The organism is Leptotrichia wadei (assembly GCF_007990545.2).
Lineage (GTDB): Bacteria > Fusobacteriota > Fusobacteriia > Fusobacteriales > Leptotrichiaceae > Leptotrichia > Leptotrichia wadei.
Genome location: NZ_AP019829.2, coordinates 2,239,308 through 2,257,888 on the forward strand (window position 1 = coordinate 2,239,308; position 18,581 = coordinate 2,257,888).

The window sequence follows — 18,581 nt, forward strand, 5'->3', positions numbered from 1 at the left end:
ATAAAAAAATTCTTCTCCTTTCCAATTGTAAATATTTTTATTTTTCTATAATTTCTTCCAGTTTCATTCCCCTTGATGCCTTTAATAGCACTGCTTTTTTTTCTGAAATCTGTCTTATTTTTTCTTTTATTTTTTTCTTTTCATCAAAATGCTCAAATTTCCCATTTTTCAAAGCTTTGTTAATTTCCAAATTCTCATTGTTCAAATTTTTATCATCAACATTTTCTTTTATTTTTTCAAATAAACTTTTCATTCTTTTTCCAAATAAGTAAAGTTTGTCAAATTTTGTATTTTTTATTGTATCAAAAAGATTGCTATGAAGTTTTAGTTCATTTTCTCCCAGTTCCAGCATATCTCCCAAAACAACGATTTTTAACCTATCGTTATATATTTGAGAAAATGTTTCAAGTGATTTCTCCATAGACATTGGACTTGCATTATAGGCATCATTAATATATGTTGTATTGCCGTTTTCAATTATTTGAAACCGCATTCCAGTCAAGCCAATATTTTTTATAGCTTCACTGATTATTTTATCTTCCATCCCGAATTGCTTAGCTACAGCAATCGCCATAACTAAATTTAGTACGTTATGTTCTCCCAGAACATTCGTTTTATAATTTCTTTCAACTGTGCTTTGACAAATTTTCCCAAAATATTTCAGAAAAAAATCAGTTCCACTTTCGTTAAAACGAACGTCTCCATAATAAAAATCAGACGTTTTATCCCTAAACTCATTATTTTTCAAACTCAAAGCCCTTACAACTTCAATATTTTCAGTCTTTACATTTTTCAAATATTCATCATCACCATTAATTACAAGTGTACTTTTAATATACGGAATAATCTCCGTCTTTGCCAAAAACACATTTTCCTTCGTTTTCAAAAACTCCAGATGAGATTCTCCAATATTTGTAATTACATTAATATCAGGTAATGCAATTTGCCCCAGCAAATCAATTTCTCCAAAGCCACTCATTCCCATTTCCAAAATGATAAACTCATCATCTTTTTCAGCACGCAATAAAGTGAAGGGCAGTCCAATATGATTATTGTAATTCCCTTCAGTCTTTTTCCCTTTATATTTTTGTGAAAGCAAATGGTAAATCATATCCTTTACCGTTGTTTTACCGTTACTCCCTGTAATTCCAATCACTTTTATATCTAAATTCTTTCGCCATTCCTTCGCAAATTTTTGCAAGAACTCAATACTGTCCTTTACAAAAAATGCACGGTCAACATATTTTTCATCAATTTTCACAGCTTCGCTATCATAAACAACAGCAGCTCCTTTTTCCAACGCTTCATTAACAAAATTATTTCCGCCTCTAATGGCAACAAAAACATCACTTTTTTCAAGTTTCTTTGAATCAATCGAAACATTTTTTATTTCAAGATCTAATGTTTTTTCTTTATTAAAAAGCCTTTGAAACACTTCACTTTTATTCATAAAATTTCTCCAAATCCTACTTGTTTTAATACTTTTTTTATAATAGTTCACATTATAAAATTATATCATTTAGAGAGTATTTTTTCAATATATTTTTATTTTTTTTCCAAATTTTTCTAAAAGAATTTATCCTATGCTCAAATCCGTTTAAAGTCAAGCTGGAAAAAATTATATAAACCTAAAATTTGAGCAGAATAGCCTCGATTTTTAAGTTTAGTTTCAAAACATTTTTATTATTAAATTTAAGCTTTATAATTATCTTACTTCTATCATTTTTATCTCTGTTTTATCCCCTCTATGCCGTGATTTTGAATATTCAAAAATTTGTCCGTTTGACAGAAAAGCGACTTGTTCAACTTCCAGAATAGGAATCGGCTCCTTGATTCTTAAATACTTTTTTTCCAGATCCGTTGGTAAATCCGCCTTTATTACCCTATGTGCACTTTGAATACTTAAATTTAATGTGTTTTCTATATATTCATAAATAGAATCCTTTAATACATCCTCTTTTAACCCTTTGATTGTAGATATTGGCATATAGGTGTATTCGATAACGCAAGGTTCGTCGTTTAAGTAACGCACTCTTTCAATATAATAGACAAAATCATTTCTTTCTATTTTTAGCTTTTTGGCTATTTCGGCTGAAGCCGGGATAACTTTGAACTTTATAATGTTGGATGTAACCTTTTTACTTCCATGAGTTGCCTTAAATCCCATAAACTGCTTTTTCATGGCGATTTCTATTGCATCGTCATCCCTCATGTCCTTTACAAATGTTCCAGAACCTCTCCTTTTTATTATCAGCCCTTCTGAAACCAGTAAATCCATGGCTTTTTTACGGTAATCCTGCTTGCCTTGTATTTTTCACACATTTCCTTTTCATTTGGAAGCTTTTCATTTGGAATATAATCTCCATTTATTATTTTATTTCGTAATTCCTGAACAATTTCCCTGTATTTTAACATTGTCTTTCATCTCCTTGAGTAATTTTTTTCATTATAAGATATTTATCCTTTAAAGTCAATATTGTAAAAAAGTGGAACGGATAAAAAATGGACTATATTTGTTCAAATAACATAGCCCATAATTTTTAATAACTATTCTCTCTCTTTCGCTTCATTTTTATTTTTTCTTTTTTCTTCTTCATACTGCTTTTGGGAATACAGTATAAACGGTATCCATAAAAGCACCATTACAACAAATCCCACTATTTGCACTACTCCCCCCATAATTGAATTTGTTGCAAGCGTTCCGCTTATTCCAAGAGGCATAGTCCATGGTACCGCCACTCCCGTTGTTCTAGGCATTATTCCAATTTTTGTTGCAAAATAGGCAATCGAGATTGTTATTGGTGATCCCAGTATCCACGGTATTGCAAGTATAGGATTCAATATTACAGGAAGTCCAAATAATGTAGGTTCGGATATATTAAATATTCCTGGTATAAATCCTAATTTTGCCACTTCCCTTTGCTGTTTTATTCTGCTTACAATAAAAATCGCTGTTAATGCTGACAATGCTCCCATCGAACCGATACTTACCGAAAACATCTCCATAAACTGCTTTGTTACAATATGAGGTAATGGCTGTCCTGCATTATACGCATTCAAATTTTCTAGTGAAGCCACATTCCAGATTGTATCCATTATCGGATTTACAACAAGATGTCCGTGTACTCCAAAGAACCAGAAGAATTGCACCAATGTTGCGGCTATTATTGTGGCAAAGAAAGATGTTCCCAAACCAACAAGCGGTTTTTGTAAAAATTCATACACAAAAGTATGTATTGATTCAAATTTAGTATGTTTAAAAAGAATGTTTATTATCATAAATACACTTAAAGTCAAAAATCCTGGAATAATTGCTGAAAATGATTTTGAAATCGCAGGTGGAACATCTTTAGGCATTTTTATAGTCAAATTCTTATTTAACAAAAACCCATAAATAGTTGTCGATATAATTGATACAAAAATTGCAACAAACAGTCCTTGAGCCCCGACTAACGAAGTCGGAATAACTCCTGTCATCAATTCCCATTTTCAAGTTTTACTGAAAAAGGTGTTACTATAAAAAATGATACGAGCGCTACAGCTCCAGAATATATTGCATCCTGTGTTCTCTTCGGATTTTTATATAAGTACAAATAATAACCAATCCCTATACTTACAAATATCGACATAAGCAGCATTGAGCTCTCTATCGAATGTCCCATCAAGGCTCCAAGCCCTTCCCTAGCCTTTTCGCTAAACCCGGGAAAGTTTGTTACAACAAGCAAAATTGAACCAAACATTGTAAGCGGAAATGAAAGCATAAAAGCATCCCTTAAACTAAGCAAATAAATATTTTTCCTAATAATTCCCGCAAAGCTCATTAATTTTTCAGATAATTTTTCCTTAAAAGTTCTTTCCATTTTTTTCACCTCAAACATAATTTCTATTTTTTATTATTTTTAAAAATTGTATAAATTTATAGTAAAAACACTTTAAAGCTAAGATTCAGAAGTTATAGATATTTTACTTAAATTTAAATATCCCAACTATCAATTTCGTTAGTTTCAGAAACTTTCTTTATCCAGTATCCTGATTTTTTTATCGTTTTTATTTGTGTTGGCAAATCTACCGAGATAAATCCGTATCTGTTCTTGTAGGCATTTGTCCAAGACCAGCAGTCTATCGGTGTCCATGTGTGGTAACCAAAGCAGTTTGAGCCTTCTTCTATTGCTCTATGAAGATGTGTCAAATGTTCCCTAAAAAAATCTATTCTATAGTCATCTTCAATTATCCCCTGTTCATTCTTAAATTTTTCTTCACCTTCAACACCCATTCCATTTTCTGAAATAAACCATTTTATATTTTTATAGTTATCCTGAATATTTTTAGCAATATCATAAATCGCCTGTGGATAAATTTCCCATCCTCTGTAAATATTCATTCTTTTCCCTGGCATATCATAATTTTCAAAATATTTATCAGGCAGCCACCCATTTTTAGAAATATCAAACTCTGTTTCTCTTGCCTTTATTCTTCTAGGCTGATAATAATTCACTCCCAGAAAGTCAACTGTATTTTCTGAAATAATTTTTAGTTCCTCTTCTGTATTTTCCCACAAAACTCCATCCTTTTCCAATATATCTGTCAGCAATTCAGGAAATTTACCATAAATCGCAGGATCCAGAAATGAATTGTTAAAAAAAGCATCTGATATTTTGGCAGCCTTTACGTCCTCTTCATTTTCACTCCTTGGATACGATGGCGTTAAATTCAAAATTATTCCTATTTCCCCATCTTTTTTCAGCATCTCTGTTTTTCTAAATTCCTCAATTACCTTTGCCGAAGCAAGTGCCGTATTATACAAAACCTGCATAGCTTTTTTTCCATCTACAATAAGCGGATAATGGAATTGATACATATATTGTGCCTCCACAGGCACTATAGGCTCATTAAATGTTGTCCAGTATTTTACCTTGTCCCCAAACAGCTCAAATGCTTTTCTGGCATATTTTATAAACAATTCAACCACATGCTTTGATTCCCAGCCACCATATTTTTCCTGCAACTCTATTGGCATATCAAAATGGAACAAGTTCATCACAAGAGTAATCCCATTTTTCTCAAATTCCTCTATAACCTCTTTATAAAATCTCACTCCATCCTCATCAACTTCCCCAGTTTCAAAATCCTTTATGAGCCGTGTCCATTGAATCGATGTTCTTAGTGAATTAAGCCCAATCTCCTTATAAAGCCTTATATCTTCCCTAAAACTGTTATAAAAATTTGAAGCCACATCAGGCCCTACACCATCAAAAAACGCCTTCTTATCTGTATCAAACCAGTAGTCAAATATATTTCTGCTCTTCTTATTAAATCTCCCCTCACTCTGTGGCCCCGAAGTAGCCGATCCCCACCAGAAATTATCTGGAAATTTCAATTTTGCCATTACTATCCCTCCATCTATCTAATTATCTATATCTTTATCTTTTCCTTATTTTCAATATTATTATATTTTCATTTTTAATAAAAATCAAGTCTTTATTTTTAAAAGATATATCTTTTATATTAAAAAGACTATAAAAACGATTTCCTTATTCTATAATGAATATATAGAAAAAATAATACAATAATGCTATAATAACAAAACAAAATCTCCTAGCAAGAGGAGTAACTTATGAAAAAACTATTTAAAAGCAAAATAGAAATTATCAAATTTTCAGAAAAATTTTGCTATATCAAACTTATACCCAATTATATAAATAATATACAAAATATAATTCAAAAACAACAAATGAAAATACCTACAAAATAATAGGAAGGAGATATCAAAATGTCAGAATATACAACAATTTGGGAAGCAGTAAGATTTGGAACATTAAAAAATGTTATAGAAATATTCAAAAAAGGAGATGAAAAAATTGGAGATGCATCAGGAGATAGTATATTATTTGATGCATTAGCAAATACTAATAGCTTTGCACGTTATGAAATTACTAATTTTTTAATAAATAAAGGAGCTGATGTTAAAGCAGTAACAGAAGATGGGATAAGTTTATTTTTTCCGTTATTCTCATATGGTTGGACAGATATAGTAAAAACAACAATATTATGTAAAACATTATTGGAAAAAGGTGCAGATATAACAACAATATATAAGAAAGAGAAAACGGTTTCTTTCAAGGAATTATTTAATATTGGTGCTCCTGAAATGGAAATGTTACCACTATATCAGCTAATATTTTCTCAACCAGGACTTCCTCTTTTAGTAAAGGATAAATGGGGATTAACAGTAATTGAATTTGCCAGAAGATCTAATAGGCCAATAGCAGTGAAAATGATGGAAGATTATGTAAAAAAATATAATTTGAAAGAAGACAGTTAGAATTTTTAGATAACCGTTGTTGTAAAAGGCAGCGGTTATTTTTTAGTAATTTTTTTATAATCAAACTGCTTTTTATTAAAATACAAGAAATTAACTTTTACCGAATATCATTATTGAGAATAACTTTATACTATTTCCTATTTAAAGAGTTGAAATCAAAAATTCATGAAATTAAAGTCATTTTTTTACATGATTATAGTAACTATTAAAATATCCTTTAATTAAATTTAATCATTAAGTATCCATCTTAAAGACTTTTATAATTTTATTTATAAGTATTATGATTAATAATAGTTTTTTATATTTTTTATTCAATTTTTTTGTAACGTAAGGGCATCAGACGCTATGCCCTTTTTCGCAATAATAGTTATTTTAACATGTATAACTGGCTACTACTTAGAGATAATGGCGAAACGTTCTACGAACTACCCCACTTACGCAAAACTTTCTTATAAAGAAAAAATAAAACTCGCTTCGTAAAACTACGCTCACTTTCGCAAATAAGAGTTATTTTTACATAAATAAGTTTTAGTTTTATAAAAATTATGGCGAAAGAAATACATTCGTATTTAGTTATTTTTCCTTTAACGAAATTTTGTTTATTTAATATTTTCCAAATGTAAAAGCTTAAAATTTAAATACAATAATCTTTATAATTTAATATAGAATGTCGTGATTTTTTTGAAATGAAAACGATTGTCTGAGCGTCAGCGAGTTTCGTTTTTGTTTCAAAAAAATGCTTAGACGAGCCAGGGTTGCAAGGGAAATGGCGACTGATTTCCCTTGCTTTATAAAAAGAAAAAACATAGAATTATGAAAAAATATTTATTAATAATAAGCAGTTTTTCAAAATTTAAATAAAAATCCCTTATATGGATACTTAAGAATTAAATTTGATTTTTTAGCAAAACTATCGAATTAATTGTTATAGAATTTTATTGCTATTTTTCAAATAGAGTTTAGTATAAAAATAAAGTTATAATCAAAAAAGACTAAACTTAGAATTTACTATTCCAAGCAAGCCTTTTTTCTATTTCATTTTAAACTAATAGTATCTAATTTTCAAATGCTGTCTTGCCATCCATTCAAACAAATGTTCCCCTTTATCATTCACAGGCATATTTCTAAGGCTATAAATCCAGCTCCAGTGTCCATTGTACTCAGTTTTACCAATTTTTACATCTGGATAAGAGGAAAGTATTGCTCCATATTTTGAAAGAACATCGTAAACTCTTTTACTTGTATTTTCGTAGGAAATAGTCGGATCATTTTGTGCGTGAACCATCCAAAGCGGTTTATTTCTTATTTTCATCAAATCCTGTGTAGTAGTTGCAACTCCGCCAGAAGTAGCCGCTTTATCAAGAGCAGCCGCACTTGTACTAAATGCCGCAAAATAATCTGGATATTCAATCATCATTCTAAATGACATATATCCACCAGCAGAAGCTCCAAAAACATAAATTCTATTTTTATCAACATTATTTTTAGAAGCAAATTCATCAATCATAGCCTTTACTGATTTTATATACCCTTTGGTATAATTATTGTACCAAGTGTCATCAGCCTGTGGTGCTACAACATAAGCCCCGCCAAATATCTTTTGTGTTTTATCTTCTGCAAAAGCCACTGCCCCACGATTTGCCAATTTTTGTGAAACATTATTCCGATAATCCTTGTATCCGCCTTCACCATTCCCATGAAACCATATTATAAGCGGATGTTTCTTCCCATCATCTTTATTAACAGGTTTAAAATATTGATAATTCACTCCACTTTTAGACTTCGCCGCTACAAACTTATCAGCTTCCTCATCAACAATTTTCCCTTGTCTATAAATTCCAAAAAAACCATGTGTTCCAGGACCTGTTTTCATCAATTTCTTCTGTTCCACTCGATATTCCAAATCCATTAGGACATTTCTTGAAACACCCCCAGTAACATAACTCAAAGTATTTGCTCCAGCTACATCTTTTCCATATTTTAAATTAATAACAATATTCCCCTTATCATTTACAAAAATATTCTTAATTTCCCTCTCAACTTCAAATATCCCAAGAGATTTAGTTTTTTCGTCAAGCACAATCCCAGTATCTGTTGGCAAAGTCCCTTTAGCAAAAACCTTGAATGTATCTTTATCAATCTCTTTTTCTCTGATAGTCCTTCCCCTACCTTTTGTATCAATTTCAATTGAAATGATATTTTGCCCATAATCAAATATTTTTGCATTTAATATATAATTAAAATTTCCTTGCATAGAATTACTAAGGGCATAATTAACTTGGCTAGAAATTCCCAACACACTTACCAAAAGCAAACCTACAAACACCAATGTCTTCGTTCTCATAGCCATCACTTCCTCTACAATATTTTTTATTTCAAATTTAATTGATAAAATTATTAAACGAAGCAAAAATTTAAAAGCAATCTATTTTATTCTTAATTTCCTATATCTATTTACCGCCGCACAAAATTCCTGCTTTCTAGGCAATGCCAAATTTCCCGGATGCCCTGTGTACGACGAAATCGAATCAAGCCCGTCCTTTTCAATTTTTTCATAAATCCTGTCAGTCGCTTGCGAAAGCGTCAATTTTTCATCCAGCACTTTATTTTTAAAATAGTCAATCATTACGGCAATGCAGTTTGTCTGGCTGTCATCCACAAGCTGCTCTAACCCCGAAATGTCGATTGATTCTTTTCCATACAGAATGCTGTATTTCCCTTTGGCTTTTGTTTTATCCAGTTTTCCAGATTGTGAAAAACTTTTTTTGAGTGGAATACGCTGTGTAACTCCTTGAAATTTATCATTTGAAGAAAATTCTCTCTTGTTTTCATCCAATTTTGCAATCTCTTTTGCTTTTTCTGTCACATCTTTTGGCACATATTCATCCATCATTATAACGTGATTTGCCACATCAAAATAATCTCCAGAGCCACCGACAATCAATATCGTAGAAACTCCAAAATTGTAATAAAGTTCCTTTACCCTGTCAATAAACGGTGTTATTGGCTCTTTTTCCTTTGCCACAAGTTTTTGCATTCTTCCATCACGAATCATAAAATTTGTAGCCGAAGTGTCCTCATCTATTAGAAGTAAAGAAGTTCCATATTCCAGTGCTTCTGCCACATTTGCCGCCTGTGATGTACTTCCACTCGCATTTTCAGTCGAAAAAGCCCTTGTATCCTTATTTTGTGGCAAGTTATTAATAAATCCGCTTATATTCACTTTTTCCACATTTCTTCCATCTTCCGCACGTATTTTTACCGCATCCGATTCAGAAATTATAAATTCACGCCCATCTTGAGCAATGTGATTGTAAATCCCTCTTTCAAGTGCTGCAAGTAACGTGGATTTTCCGTGATAACCTCCACCCACAATTAGCGCAATTCCTTTTGGAATCCCCATTCCACTTACTTCTTTACCACTTGGAAGTTTTAACGTAATCTCAAATTTTTCTGGACTTTTAAACTTAACCGCATTTTTCATAGGCTTGTCCGAAACTCCGCTTTCACGTGGAAGCACAGAATCATTAGCCACAAATGCAACAAGCCCTTTTTCTTTCAATATTTTTCTTGCATATTCCTGATCCAGCACTAGAATTACCTGCTCATTTAACGCTTTTTTATTCAAATTATCATAAATAATGGATTTTTCTACAATTTCAGGCAGCTGCTCAAAAATAATTTTCTGTGCAGCTTTTCCCATTATCCGTCTGCCTCTGGCAGGCATCCCCATTTCAAATCTCACTTCAACTTTATCTCCCTTTATGAGAACTGAAGTTCTTTCCAGAATTTCCTGTCCGCATCTGTCAATAAAAATTCTTCCACTTCCCCCAGTTCCTGTACTGTCATTCCCACTTTTCTGAATTTCCCTGTAAAAATTTCTCGTAAGAAAATCCGAAACTGCAATATTCTTATCCTTCGTATCTGTCAGTTCATAAGGAATTCCGCAAATTTTCCTATCCATTGTAACCCTCATTTTTGAAGGCGGAGCATAAGGATCCGACTGCACATGATCAATCGCAAGAACATACTTTTCAAACCTATATTCCCCTTTAAGCGACTTATACGCCGAATAGCTTTTTCCATCCATTGAAAATAATATTTTTTCTAATTCTTTATAATTTTTCATATTTTTATAGTCCCTTCTAAGTAATCCTGTTTTATTTTTAAATTTTATTATTTATGTCAATTTATCACTTTCCAAGTACTTATTCTCCTTTATTTTTAACATAATTTTACCACATTACTATTCTATTTCCAAAAATCTTTTTTCTTAGTTATTAAAAAACAAGGAGCTAAATACCAACTCCTTGTTTATTTTCTATATTTCTTTTATAAGTGGATAAAGTTTATTTTTTATAGAGGGGTATTTAAAAAAAAATCTTCAACTTCTTTTGCATTTTTCAAAGTTTCTTTTAATTCATTCACATCAGAATGATATAATTCTTTTTCTAAATTATTAATATAATTTTGCCATTCTTCTTCCATCTTATCTTTTGCAATATTAAATCCGCTTTCCGTATCATTCCAGTATTGAGTGATAGCATTGTCATATTTATATATATTTTTATTAAACTCTTTTATTATTTTCTCAGCAATTTTTTTCTTCCAACTACTACCACTAAAGATTCCCCATATTGCTAAACCTACCAAAATAGCAGCAGCAATACCTAAAGTTATAGGTCCTCCTATTGAAGCTACAAAAGCAGTAGCTGTAGCTGTTCCTCCTGCAATGGATATTCCTAAAGCTGAAAGAATACTAACTCCTTTTGCAACTAATATATAAGCACCTAGATTTCCTAAAGTCGAAGCCCAAAAAGCTAAACCACCTAAAGTAGCAACACCTGCTAAACCACCTATAAAAGCACTTTTAAAATCAAAATTAAGGTTAATATTCATACTATTAAAGTTATCAATTTCAAGACTCTTTTGCGTTTTTAATAAGTATTCATCCATTATATTTTTAAATTTTTCAGTTGTTTTTTCCAAATTTTTTCTGTATACATCTTGGACTTCTGAACTTATATATGAACCTAATTTTTCTAAATCAGTTTTTTTATTTTTGTATTCTCTTTCATCTATTATTTTTATAATATTTTCTTCTGTTAATATTCGATTATAGTCCTCTTTAAATTTTTGTTTGGTTTCATTATCTAAATCAAAAATTTTATTTTTAACATTTCTATTATTTTCTTCTAATAAAAACTTTCTTTTTGGTTCATTTTTCTTTATTTCTTCAAGAAGTTTAGAATAACGTTCTCTTTCATTTATTAAACCTTCGTATTTTTGTACTTCTTTTTTCATTTTTTCTGATTCATTTTTAATATAATCTTTCGTAATATTAAATACTTTTTTTTCAAGTAATTTAGGCAAATTCTCTATTGTATTTTTTAATTCTTTTTCAAAATTTTCTCTTAAATCTTCAATATCAATTGCATATGTAAAAAATCTCTTTCTTAAATCTTTTTTTGTAAATATTTTCTTTGAATTATATGAGTATCTCTCCCAAAAAGAATCAGCGACTGTGTCAGCAAATCTATCACAACCACTATCACATATATTTTTTAAATCTGTTCTAGGATTTATATGATGAGCATGTGTTGCGACTATAAATAAATTAGACATTGGAGATAAACCCGTTCCTTCTGTTTCTTCTAAGGGTGACAACACTTCAAGCGCTTCTTTTAAATAATTAGCATCTTCAATTTGTAAAAACCCTGAGGCTTGAGATAAATATACTAAAACATCAGCTTTTAATTGTGCTTGATTTGCAGCTATATTATCACTTTCAATTCCAGCAGTAATACCAGGTATATCCAAAATATCACAGTTTTTTAAAATAGGAGAATCTACAAATAATACTGCTGAACCAACATCTTTATTATAATCATGTCCTTTTCTAACTCCATATTGAGATAATATCTCTGCATTCCCACTAGCAATTTTCCATTCTCTACAATATTTTTCATCGTACAGTCTAGTGTCATCCCACTCTGTATTTTTACCTTTTCTAAAAATCCATAGTTCATCTTCAATATAATCAGGTCTCTCTAATATATCCTTAACATAGACAATAATAGATGTTGTAGGTGTCCAATTTGTAGGCATTTTTTCTTTACCTATTAAAGCATTAATCATAGTACTTTTTCCTGAATCTGATTTTCCAGAAAAAACAATTCTCGGCTTTCGTGTTATTCCTTCAATATTTTTTCTTAAATCTTCTATTTTACTGATATAATTTTGATTATTTTTAGGAAAAAAATCCTTGATGTAATTTATTATAGTATTTTTTATATAACGAACTTTATCCCAACAATCATTAATAGTTAGTTCATGAGGAATATCTTTTTTATAATTTGCTAGTTCATCTAATGACTTTCCTGTCCTTTTTGCTAATACAACTAATTCTTCTAATGATATTGTATCTAAATTTTGTTCTAATCTTGAAATTCTATCTTGTCTGACACTTATTAGTTCAGCTAATTCATTTTGTGTTAATTTTAAATAAGTTTCTCTAAAATCTTTTAAATTAAATTTTGTCATTTTACTTCTCCTTTACATTGTAATATTTAAAAAGTTAACTTCTTATTTTCTGTATAATATCATACAAACAAAGTTTTGTCAATAATTTTGATAAAAAATATGCAATTTGGCATATTTATAATTTAAAAAATTGAATTTATCGTTTTAAATCTTATTTTATATCCCTAAAATGAAATATTTTAATGACATTGGAGAACATCACAAAACTTTACAAAAAAAATACCCCAGCCAACGAAGACTAGAGTATCTTTTTCACCTTTTTTACAATTAATTATGAATAAAAATATTTCTTTTTTCATTCAAAATTACTGCACAATCTCTATTTTTTATTTTACAATATAAATTTACCGTTTTTCTAAACTTCCTGAAAATTAAAATTCAATCCCAATCTATCGCCTGTTGAGGTATATTCCCTAAATTTATAAATTAATGGTTTCCATTTTTGAGTATCAATGTGAGAATCATCCTTCATTATTTTTTCATCGACAAAAATCCCCTGTATTTCGCAGGTTACTATGGCAAACCAGTCTTTTTTTTGAACATCTGTAACTTTTGCCTCTATGTGAATTGAACACTCCTTTATTCTCACAGAATTTACCATTTCACCAGCTAGTTCAGTGAATCCTGCAATCTTAAACTTATCTTCACAATATGTATACCCAAGATTTTGCTTTACTTCTGATATTTCTGTATCGCCTGTAAATTTTTCAATTTTTTTCACACTTTCGTACAAGTTTTCATCTGGAATATTAAAAGTTACGTCCGATCCACCTTCAATATTCTTAAATCCTTTATTTCCAAATCCTATTCCCACAACTATTGATTTTCCAAGTACAAATGAAGATGATAACGGAGTTACATTGCTTTTGCCTGTTTCTTTATCCTTTGTAGTCATCAGTAATACTGGAAATCCATAATAAAACCCATTTTTTTCTAATTTTTTAAACATAATTACCACTCCTCAATATATGAAAATTTTTATGTACCTTCTTAGTAATTATACTCCCCAAATCTTTTTTCTCAATTTGCAAATAAATATTTTATCATTCAGTTATTTCTATCAAATTCCCTTCACAATCCTCAACAACGCTCTCATAATAACCATCTCCAGTCGTCCTAGGTCCACTTAAACATTTAAATCCATCATTTATAAGTCTTTTTGTCAATTTATCAACATTTTCTTTGTTCCCAACGCTAAAAGCAAGATGGATAAAGCCTTCATTCATTATTTTATCGTTTCTTTCCGAAAGTTCAGGACGTGACATTATTTCAAGCCGTGCTTCACTATCAGGAAAAGTTAGGAAATAAGTCTGTAATCCAGTATTTTTATTATGATATTTCTCATTTGCCCTTGCTTCAAAATATTTCTCATAAAATTCCCTTGTTTTTTCCAAATTTTTTACATAAATTGCTACATGATTTATTTTCATAATTGATCCTTTCAATATTTTTTATTCCAATCCTTCTATTTCCTTCTCAATTTGACTTTTTCCATCAACTAAATCCCATTTTTCATAGAGTTTTTCAATTCTTGGCATAAACATTCCAAGTAAAGGTCCAAATAGAACCATGCTAATTATCGTTCCTTCACGTAAACTCCATTCTAAATTCCTATTTTAAAACATAACCTCAATAGCCCCAAAATTAATAAATGTACAGGATAAAACAAATAATTCAAGATTTTATCCTGTTTTCCTCTCTCCTGTCAAGCCAACTTATAAGTAATGCTAAAGCCAATGTAAACAGTACATTATTTGAATTTAGCTGAAAAAGCACTGCCGACTGGAACAAGTCAATCTGCCCTCATACCAATTTTCCTTTTACATTTTTATTTTTTCTAAAATTCTGATTTTAATTATTTGAAATATTAAGTTTATATCCTTTATTAGAAAAGCTTGTAATAAATTTGTTATTTACATAGAGTTTAGTATAAAAAGTTCCACACAAAAGCAAAGGGGATTCGCTATTTTAAAAATCCCCTTATTTTTTACTAATTTTTTCAATAAATAATTTCAAATGCTAATCCAAATCTTCTCCATTACTTGCAATAACCTTTTTATACCAGTCAAATGATTTTTTCTTGCTTCTCTTCAATGTTCCATTTCCATCGTTATCTCTATCTACATAGATAAATCCGTAACGTTTTTTCATTTCTCCAGTCCCCGCACTTACTAAGTCGATAGGTCCCCAAGTTGTATATCCTAGAAGTTCCACTCCATCCAGTTCAACCGCTTCCTTCATTGCCTTTATATGATTTCTCAAATAGTCAATTCTATAATCATCTTCCACATATCCATCTGCATCTGGAACATCCACAGCTCCAAGCCCGTTTTCCACAACAAACAACGGTTTTTGGTATCTGTCATAAATTTCATTTATTGTCGTTCTAAATCCTAACGGATCTAGCCCCCATCCCCAGTCTGTCACTTCAATATATGGATTTCTCATTGTTTTTAGCAAGTTTCCTTCTCCAAGTCTATCGGCTTCAGCAGAGATACAACGAGTTGTGTAATATGAAAAACTAACAAAATCAACTGGATTTTCCCTCAAAATTTGCTCATCTTCATTTGTAATTCCAATGTTTATATTTTCTCTTTCAAAAAATTTCTTAGCATAGGCAGGATAATATCCACGAGCCTGTACATCTATGAAAAAATAATTTTCTCTGTCTTTTTCAAGTGCAGTCCATACATCTTCCGGCTTTGAAGTAAGTGGATAAAATTTCCCGGCCGCAAGCATACATCCAATTTTATTTTCAGGGTCAATTTCATGTCCAATCTTTGTAGCCCAAGCACTTGCCACTAATTCGTTGTGTGCCGCAGTATATAAAACCTGATTTTTATTTTCCCCTTCTTCAAAAACAATTCCTGCTCCCATAAATGGTGCGTGTAATAAAATATTAATTTCATTAAATGTAAGCCAGTATTTTACAAGTCCTTTATATCTAGTGAAAATTACAGTACACAATCTTTTGTAGAAATCAATAACTTTCCTGTTTCTCCATCCTCCATATTCCTTGATTAAATGAATAGGGAAATCAAAGTGCGTTATTGTAACCAATGGCTCAATGCCATATTTTCTACATTCCTTAAATACATTTTCATAAAATTCAAGCCCTTTTTCATTCGGAGTTTCTTCATCTCCATTTGGGAAAATACGAGTCCACGCAATCGACATTCTATAAGTCTTAAATCCCATTTCAGCAAACAATGCAATATCTTCCTTATATCTATGATAAAAATCAATCGCCCCTTTAGCAGGATAAAAATGCTCATCGTCAAATTCCAGCATTTTTCTCTCCCCAGTAATTACAGCAAGCCTATCTTCCCCAACTGGCGAAAAATCTACATTGGCAAGCCCTCTTCCATCCACATTATAAGCTCCTTCAAGCTGATTTGCAGCAGTAGCTCCGCCCCATAAAAAGTCTTTTCTAAATCCCATCTCTATTTCCTCCTTAATAATTTTCATATTTTTAATTATTTTTAAAAATTTTATCTTTATAATTATTTAAAATTTTAAACTTTAGAAATAATTCTTTATGTTAACAATACAACAGTTTTCAAAAACAATTTATAGTTTTCACTATCATTTCAAAATCAATTTAATTCTTTCAGTTTATTTCTCACAATTTCTATTAACTTTTAGTAATAATCTATATTTTTACAATAATTTAAAATCAAAACTAAAAAATAAACAAAAAAAACAAAACTAAAAGGGGAAAATATTCATTTAGAACCATTCCCCACCATTTCAGTTTTGTCTAATCCAAATAGCAATAATCTAAAATTTAAAAGTTTATAATTTCACATATTCTTTACATAGTAATTATACCCTAACTTTTTCATTTGTCAATAGAAATTTATTTTTTGTTTTCATGTTATTTAAGAAATAAAAATTTTATTTTTTTGATCTTTATAATAAACAATATTTAGTTAACCTAATCTGAAATTTAAACTAAATTATCAAATAATTTTATTATTAAAAAATAATACTAAATATAATGTCTCTAAACTATTCTGCATAATCAAAATCTTCTATTATTTTATCTAGATTCTCCATAGTAAAATTCTTTTTCAAATATTCCAATTTCTTTTTCAGTTCCTTTTCCTTTTTAAATATTCCAAGTTTATTTTCATATTCATCCAGTTTCCGAACTCCCTTTTTTATATTATCAAAAACTGCTTGTCTCGTAACTCCACATTGCTCTGCAATTTCTGAAAGAGAACTGTTTTCTTCCAGATAAAGTTCTAAATATTCTCTCTTTTTCTTTGGAAAAAGTTCGCCATAATAGGAAAATAATACAGAATATTTTAAAAAATCATCTAATTTATCCATATATTTTCAAACTCCCTTTATTTTTTTACTTTTTTTACAATTTGTTTTTTCCATACATACTTTTCCATTTTATTTTTATCAATTTTATTTTTCACAATTTTTATTTTTTCTAAAATTGCTTTATAATTTTCATTTTCAATTCCAAAAACATCTTTAGAAATTTTTTCACATTTTTCCAGTAATTCCAATGTCTTTTTATAATTTTTATTTTCAAAATAAGCATTTATAAAATTATTCAAAATATTTAAATAGAGATTACTGCCTTCTCCAACTCGTCTCTTTAATATTTTCAACACTTCATCTACTATATTTTCTGCCATCTTTTTTTCATCAAGTTTCAAATAAGGCTTTACCATATTGCTCAATATAATTGCTCCCTGAATCTCACTATCTTCCAGATCCTGCAATATTATCAAACTTTTTTTTTGCCATTTCACCGAATCCTGATACCGACCATTTTCCTCATAAAAAAGCCCCAAATTATTACAAATTCCAGCAAATATATATCCATTTTGAAAATTATTTTTTTTATAAATTTTTATCGCCTTATGATATTTTTCCTCAACTTTTTCATAATTCATCATAACCCTGTAAACTTCAGCAAGATTAGCATTACAAGTCACATACGGAAGACTGTTTTCACCATAAATCTCCAAAATAATATTTTCCGCCTTCGTCAATAATCTTACCGACTCATCAAATTTCCCCACATATTTCAACGCATTCCCCAATTCCGTCAAAATTTTCACATTTTCTTCACTCTCCTGCCCAAAAATTCTTCTAAACAACACCCTCAATTCTCTCAAAACCTCAATTTCCTTCTCAATTTCCCCATTATTCAAATACTCTTCCCTTTTCACAAGCAATTCCTGAATCCTATTTTCTTTTACTTCCTTTTCTTTTCCAGTCATTTATAATTTCCTTCTTTTTAAATTTTTTTTATTTTATACTCAAATTTATTTTAAATTAAACCGCTAAAAATCATATGAATTTAGGAGTTGACTAAAATAGTCACAGTTTTTAAGTTCAGTTTTAAGACAGTTTTACTATATATTCAAATCCCTTTAACAAATGTTCCCAACAACTCCATTTTTTATCGAAATAACTTATCAACAATTCAATATTAACCACTTTTTTTATTTAACTATTATATTCATCTCCATTTAAAAGCCAAAAATTACATTCTATTTATTTTTCTTTCAATCTTTTGTAAAAAATTTATAACAAATTAACTATCTAAATAAAAAATAATATTAACCTCACCATATCAATATTATTTATAATATCATAATTTTTTAAATAAATCTAATTTTTTTCCTTTAGGAAAGAGTAAAAATTTTGGAGAATGATTAAAAAAATTATATTTTTAAATAATTTAACT

15 protein-coding genes are annotated in these 18,581 nt (G+C 29.7%); 1 reads left to right on the plus strand and 14 read right to left on the minus strand.

The genetic code is table 11. The annotated features are described in order from the left end of the window. Positions 1-37: 37 nt before the first annotated feature. The 6 genes from FVE73_RS10310 to FVE73_RS10330 all read right to left on the minus strand — a co-directional run bounded on the left by FVE73_RS10310 (position 38) and on the right by FVE73_RS10330 (position 5,386). Positions 38-1,450, minus strand: coding sequence for a UDP-N-acetylmuramoyl-tripeptide--D-alanyl-D-alanine ligase (locus FVE73_RS10310; protein ID WP_018498460.1), 1,413 nt, complete (start codon positions 1,448-1,450; stop codon positions 38-40). Positions 1,451-1,705: 255 nt separating this feature from the next. Continuing rightward, positions 1,706-2,278, minus strand: a complete 573-nt coding sequence (locus FVE73_RS10315) for a GntR family transcriptional regulator (protein WP_197739259.1) — start codon at positions 2,276-2,278, stop codon at positions 1,706-1,708. Next, positions 2,251-2,415 carry a GntR family transcriptional regulator gene (locus FVE73_RS10770; protein WP_197739260.1) on the minus strand — a complete coding sequence of 55 codons (165 nt, stop codon included), beginning with the start codon at positions 2,413-2,415 and terminating at the stop codon, positions 2,251-2,253. The genes FVE73_RS10315 and FVE73_RS10770 overlap by 28 nt, the downstream gene beginning before the upstream one ends. A 132-nt stretch (positions 2,416-2,547) precedes the next feature. Then, positions 2,548-3,477 (minus strand): PTS sugar transporter subunit IIC, encoded by a 930-nt coding sequence (locus FVE73_RS10320; protein WP_018498461.1) that lies wholly within the window; start codon positions 3,475-3,477, stop codon positions 2,548-2,550. Beyond that, positions 3,477-3,860, minus strand: a complete 384-nt coding sequence (locus FVE73_RS11090; protein ID WP_018498462.1) for a PTS transporter subunit EIIC — start codon at positions 3,858-3,860, stop codon at positions 3,477-3,479. The genes FVE73_RS10320 and FVE73_RS11090 overlap by 1 nt, the downstream gene beginning before the upstream one ends. Before the next feature lie 113 nt (positions 3,861-3,973). Next, positions 3,974-5,386: a glycoside hydrolase family 1 protein gene (locus FVE73_RS10330; protein WP_018498463.1), complete on the minus strand. Its 1,413-nt coding sequence runs from the start codon at positions 5,384-5,386 to the stop codon at positions 3,974-3,976. A 384-nt stretch (positions 5,387-5,770) separates the two neighbouring features. Between FVE73_RS10330 and FVE73_RS10335 the strand changes: the two genes are divergently transcribed. Beyond that, positions 5,771-6,322, plus strand: coding sequence for an ankyrin repeat domain-containing protein (locus FVE73_RS10335; protein WP_018498465.1), 552 nt, complete (start codon positions 5,771-5,773; stop codon positions 6,320-6,322). Positions 6,323-7,367: 1,045 nt separating this feature from the next. On the opposite strand, the gene FVE73_RS10340 is transcribed toward FVE73_RS10335, so the two are convergent. The 8 genes from FVE73_RS10340 to FVE73_RS10380 all read right to left on the minus strand — a co-directional run bounded on the left by FVE73_RS10340 (position 7,368) and on the right by FVE73_RS10380 (position 18,111). After that, complete coding sequence (locus FVE73_RS10340) at positions 7,368-8,672, minus strand: prolyl oligopeptidase family serine peptidase (RefSeq protein ID WP_146997868.1); 1,305 nt, start codon at positions 8,670-8,672, stop codon at positions 7,368-7,370. A 75-nt stretch (positions 8,673-8,747) separates the two neighbouring features. Next, positions 8,748-10,451, minus strand: a complete 1,704-nt coding sequence (locus FVE73_RS10345) for an ABC-ATPase domain-containing protein (protein WP_018498467.1) — start codon at positions 10,449-10,451, stop codon at positions 8,748-8,750. A 227-nt stretch (positions 10,452-10,678) separates the two neighbouring features. Then, complete coding sequence (locus tag FVE73_RS10350; RefSeq protein WP_018498468.1) at positions 10,679-12,865, minus strand: dynamin family protein; 2,187 nt, start codon at positions 12,863-12,865, stop codon at positions 10,679-10,681. A gap of 355 nt (positions 12,866-13,220) precedes the next feature. Beyond that, entirely contained in the window at positions 13,221-13,814 is a 594-nt protein-coding gene (locus tag FVE73_RS10355) for a flavin reductase family protein (protein ID WP_018498469.1), read from the minus strand. 94 nt (positions 13,815-13,908) lie between these two features. Continuing rightward, positions 13,909-14,295, minus strand: a complete 387-nt coding sequence (locus FVE73_RS10360) for a VOC family protein (protein ID WP_018498470.1) — start codon at positions 14,293-14,295, stop codon at positions 13,909-13,911. Between the two features lie 589 nt (positions 14,296-14,884). Continuing rightward, on the minus strand, positions 14,885-16,306 hold the full coding sequence (locus FVE73_RS10370) for a 6-phospho-beta-glucosidase (RefSeq protein ID WP_018498472.1): 1,422 nt from the start codon (positions 16,304-16,306) through the stop codon (positions 14,885-14,887). Positions 16,307-16,876: 570 nt separating this feature from the next. Beyond that, positions 16,877-17,200 carry a YlxM family DNA-binding protein gene (ylxM, locus tag FVE73_RS10375; RefSeq protein ID WP_018498473.1) on the minus strand — a complete coding sequence of 108 codons (324 nt, stop codon included), beginning with the start codon at positions 17,198-17,200 and terminating at the stop codon, positions 16,877-16,879. A 17-nt stretch (positions 17,201-17,217) separates the two neighbouring features. After that, positions 17,218-18,111: a tetratricopeptide repeat protein gene (locus FVE73_RS10380; RefSeq protein WP_018498474.1), complete on the minus strand. Its 894-nt coding sequence runs from the start codon at positions 18,109-18,111 to the stop codon at positions 17,218-17,220. Positions 18,112-18,581 lie beyond the last annotated feature (470 nt).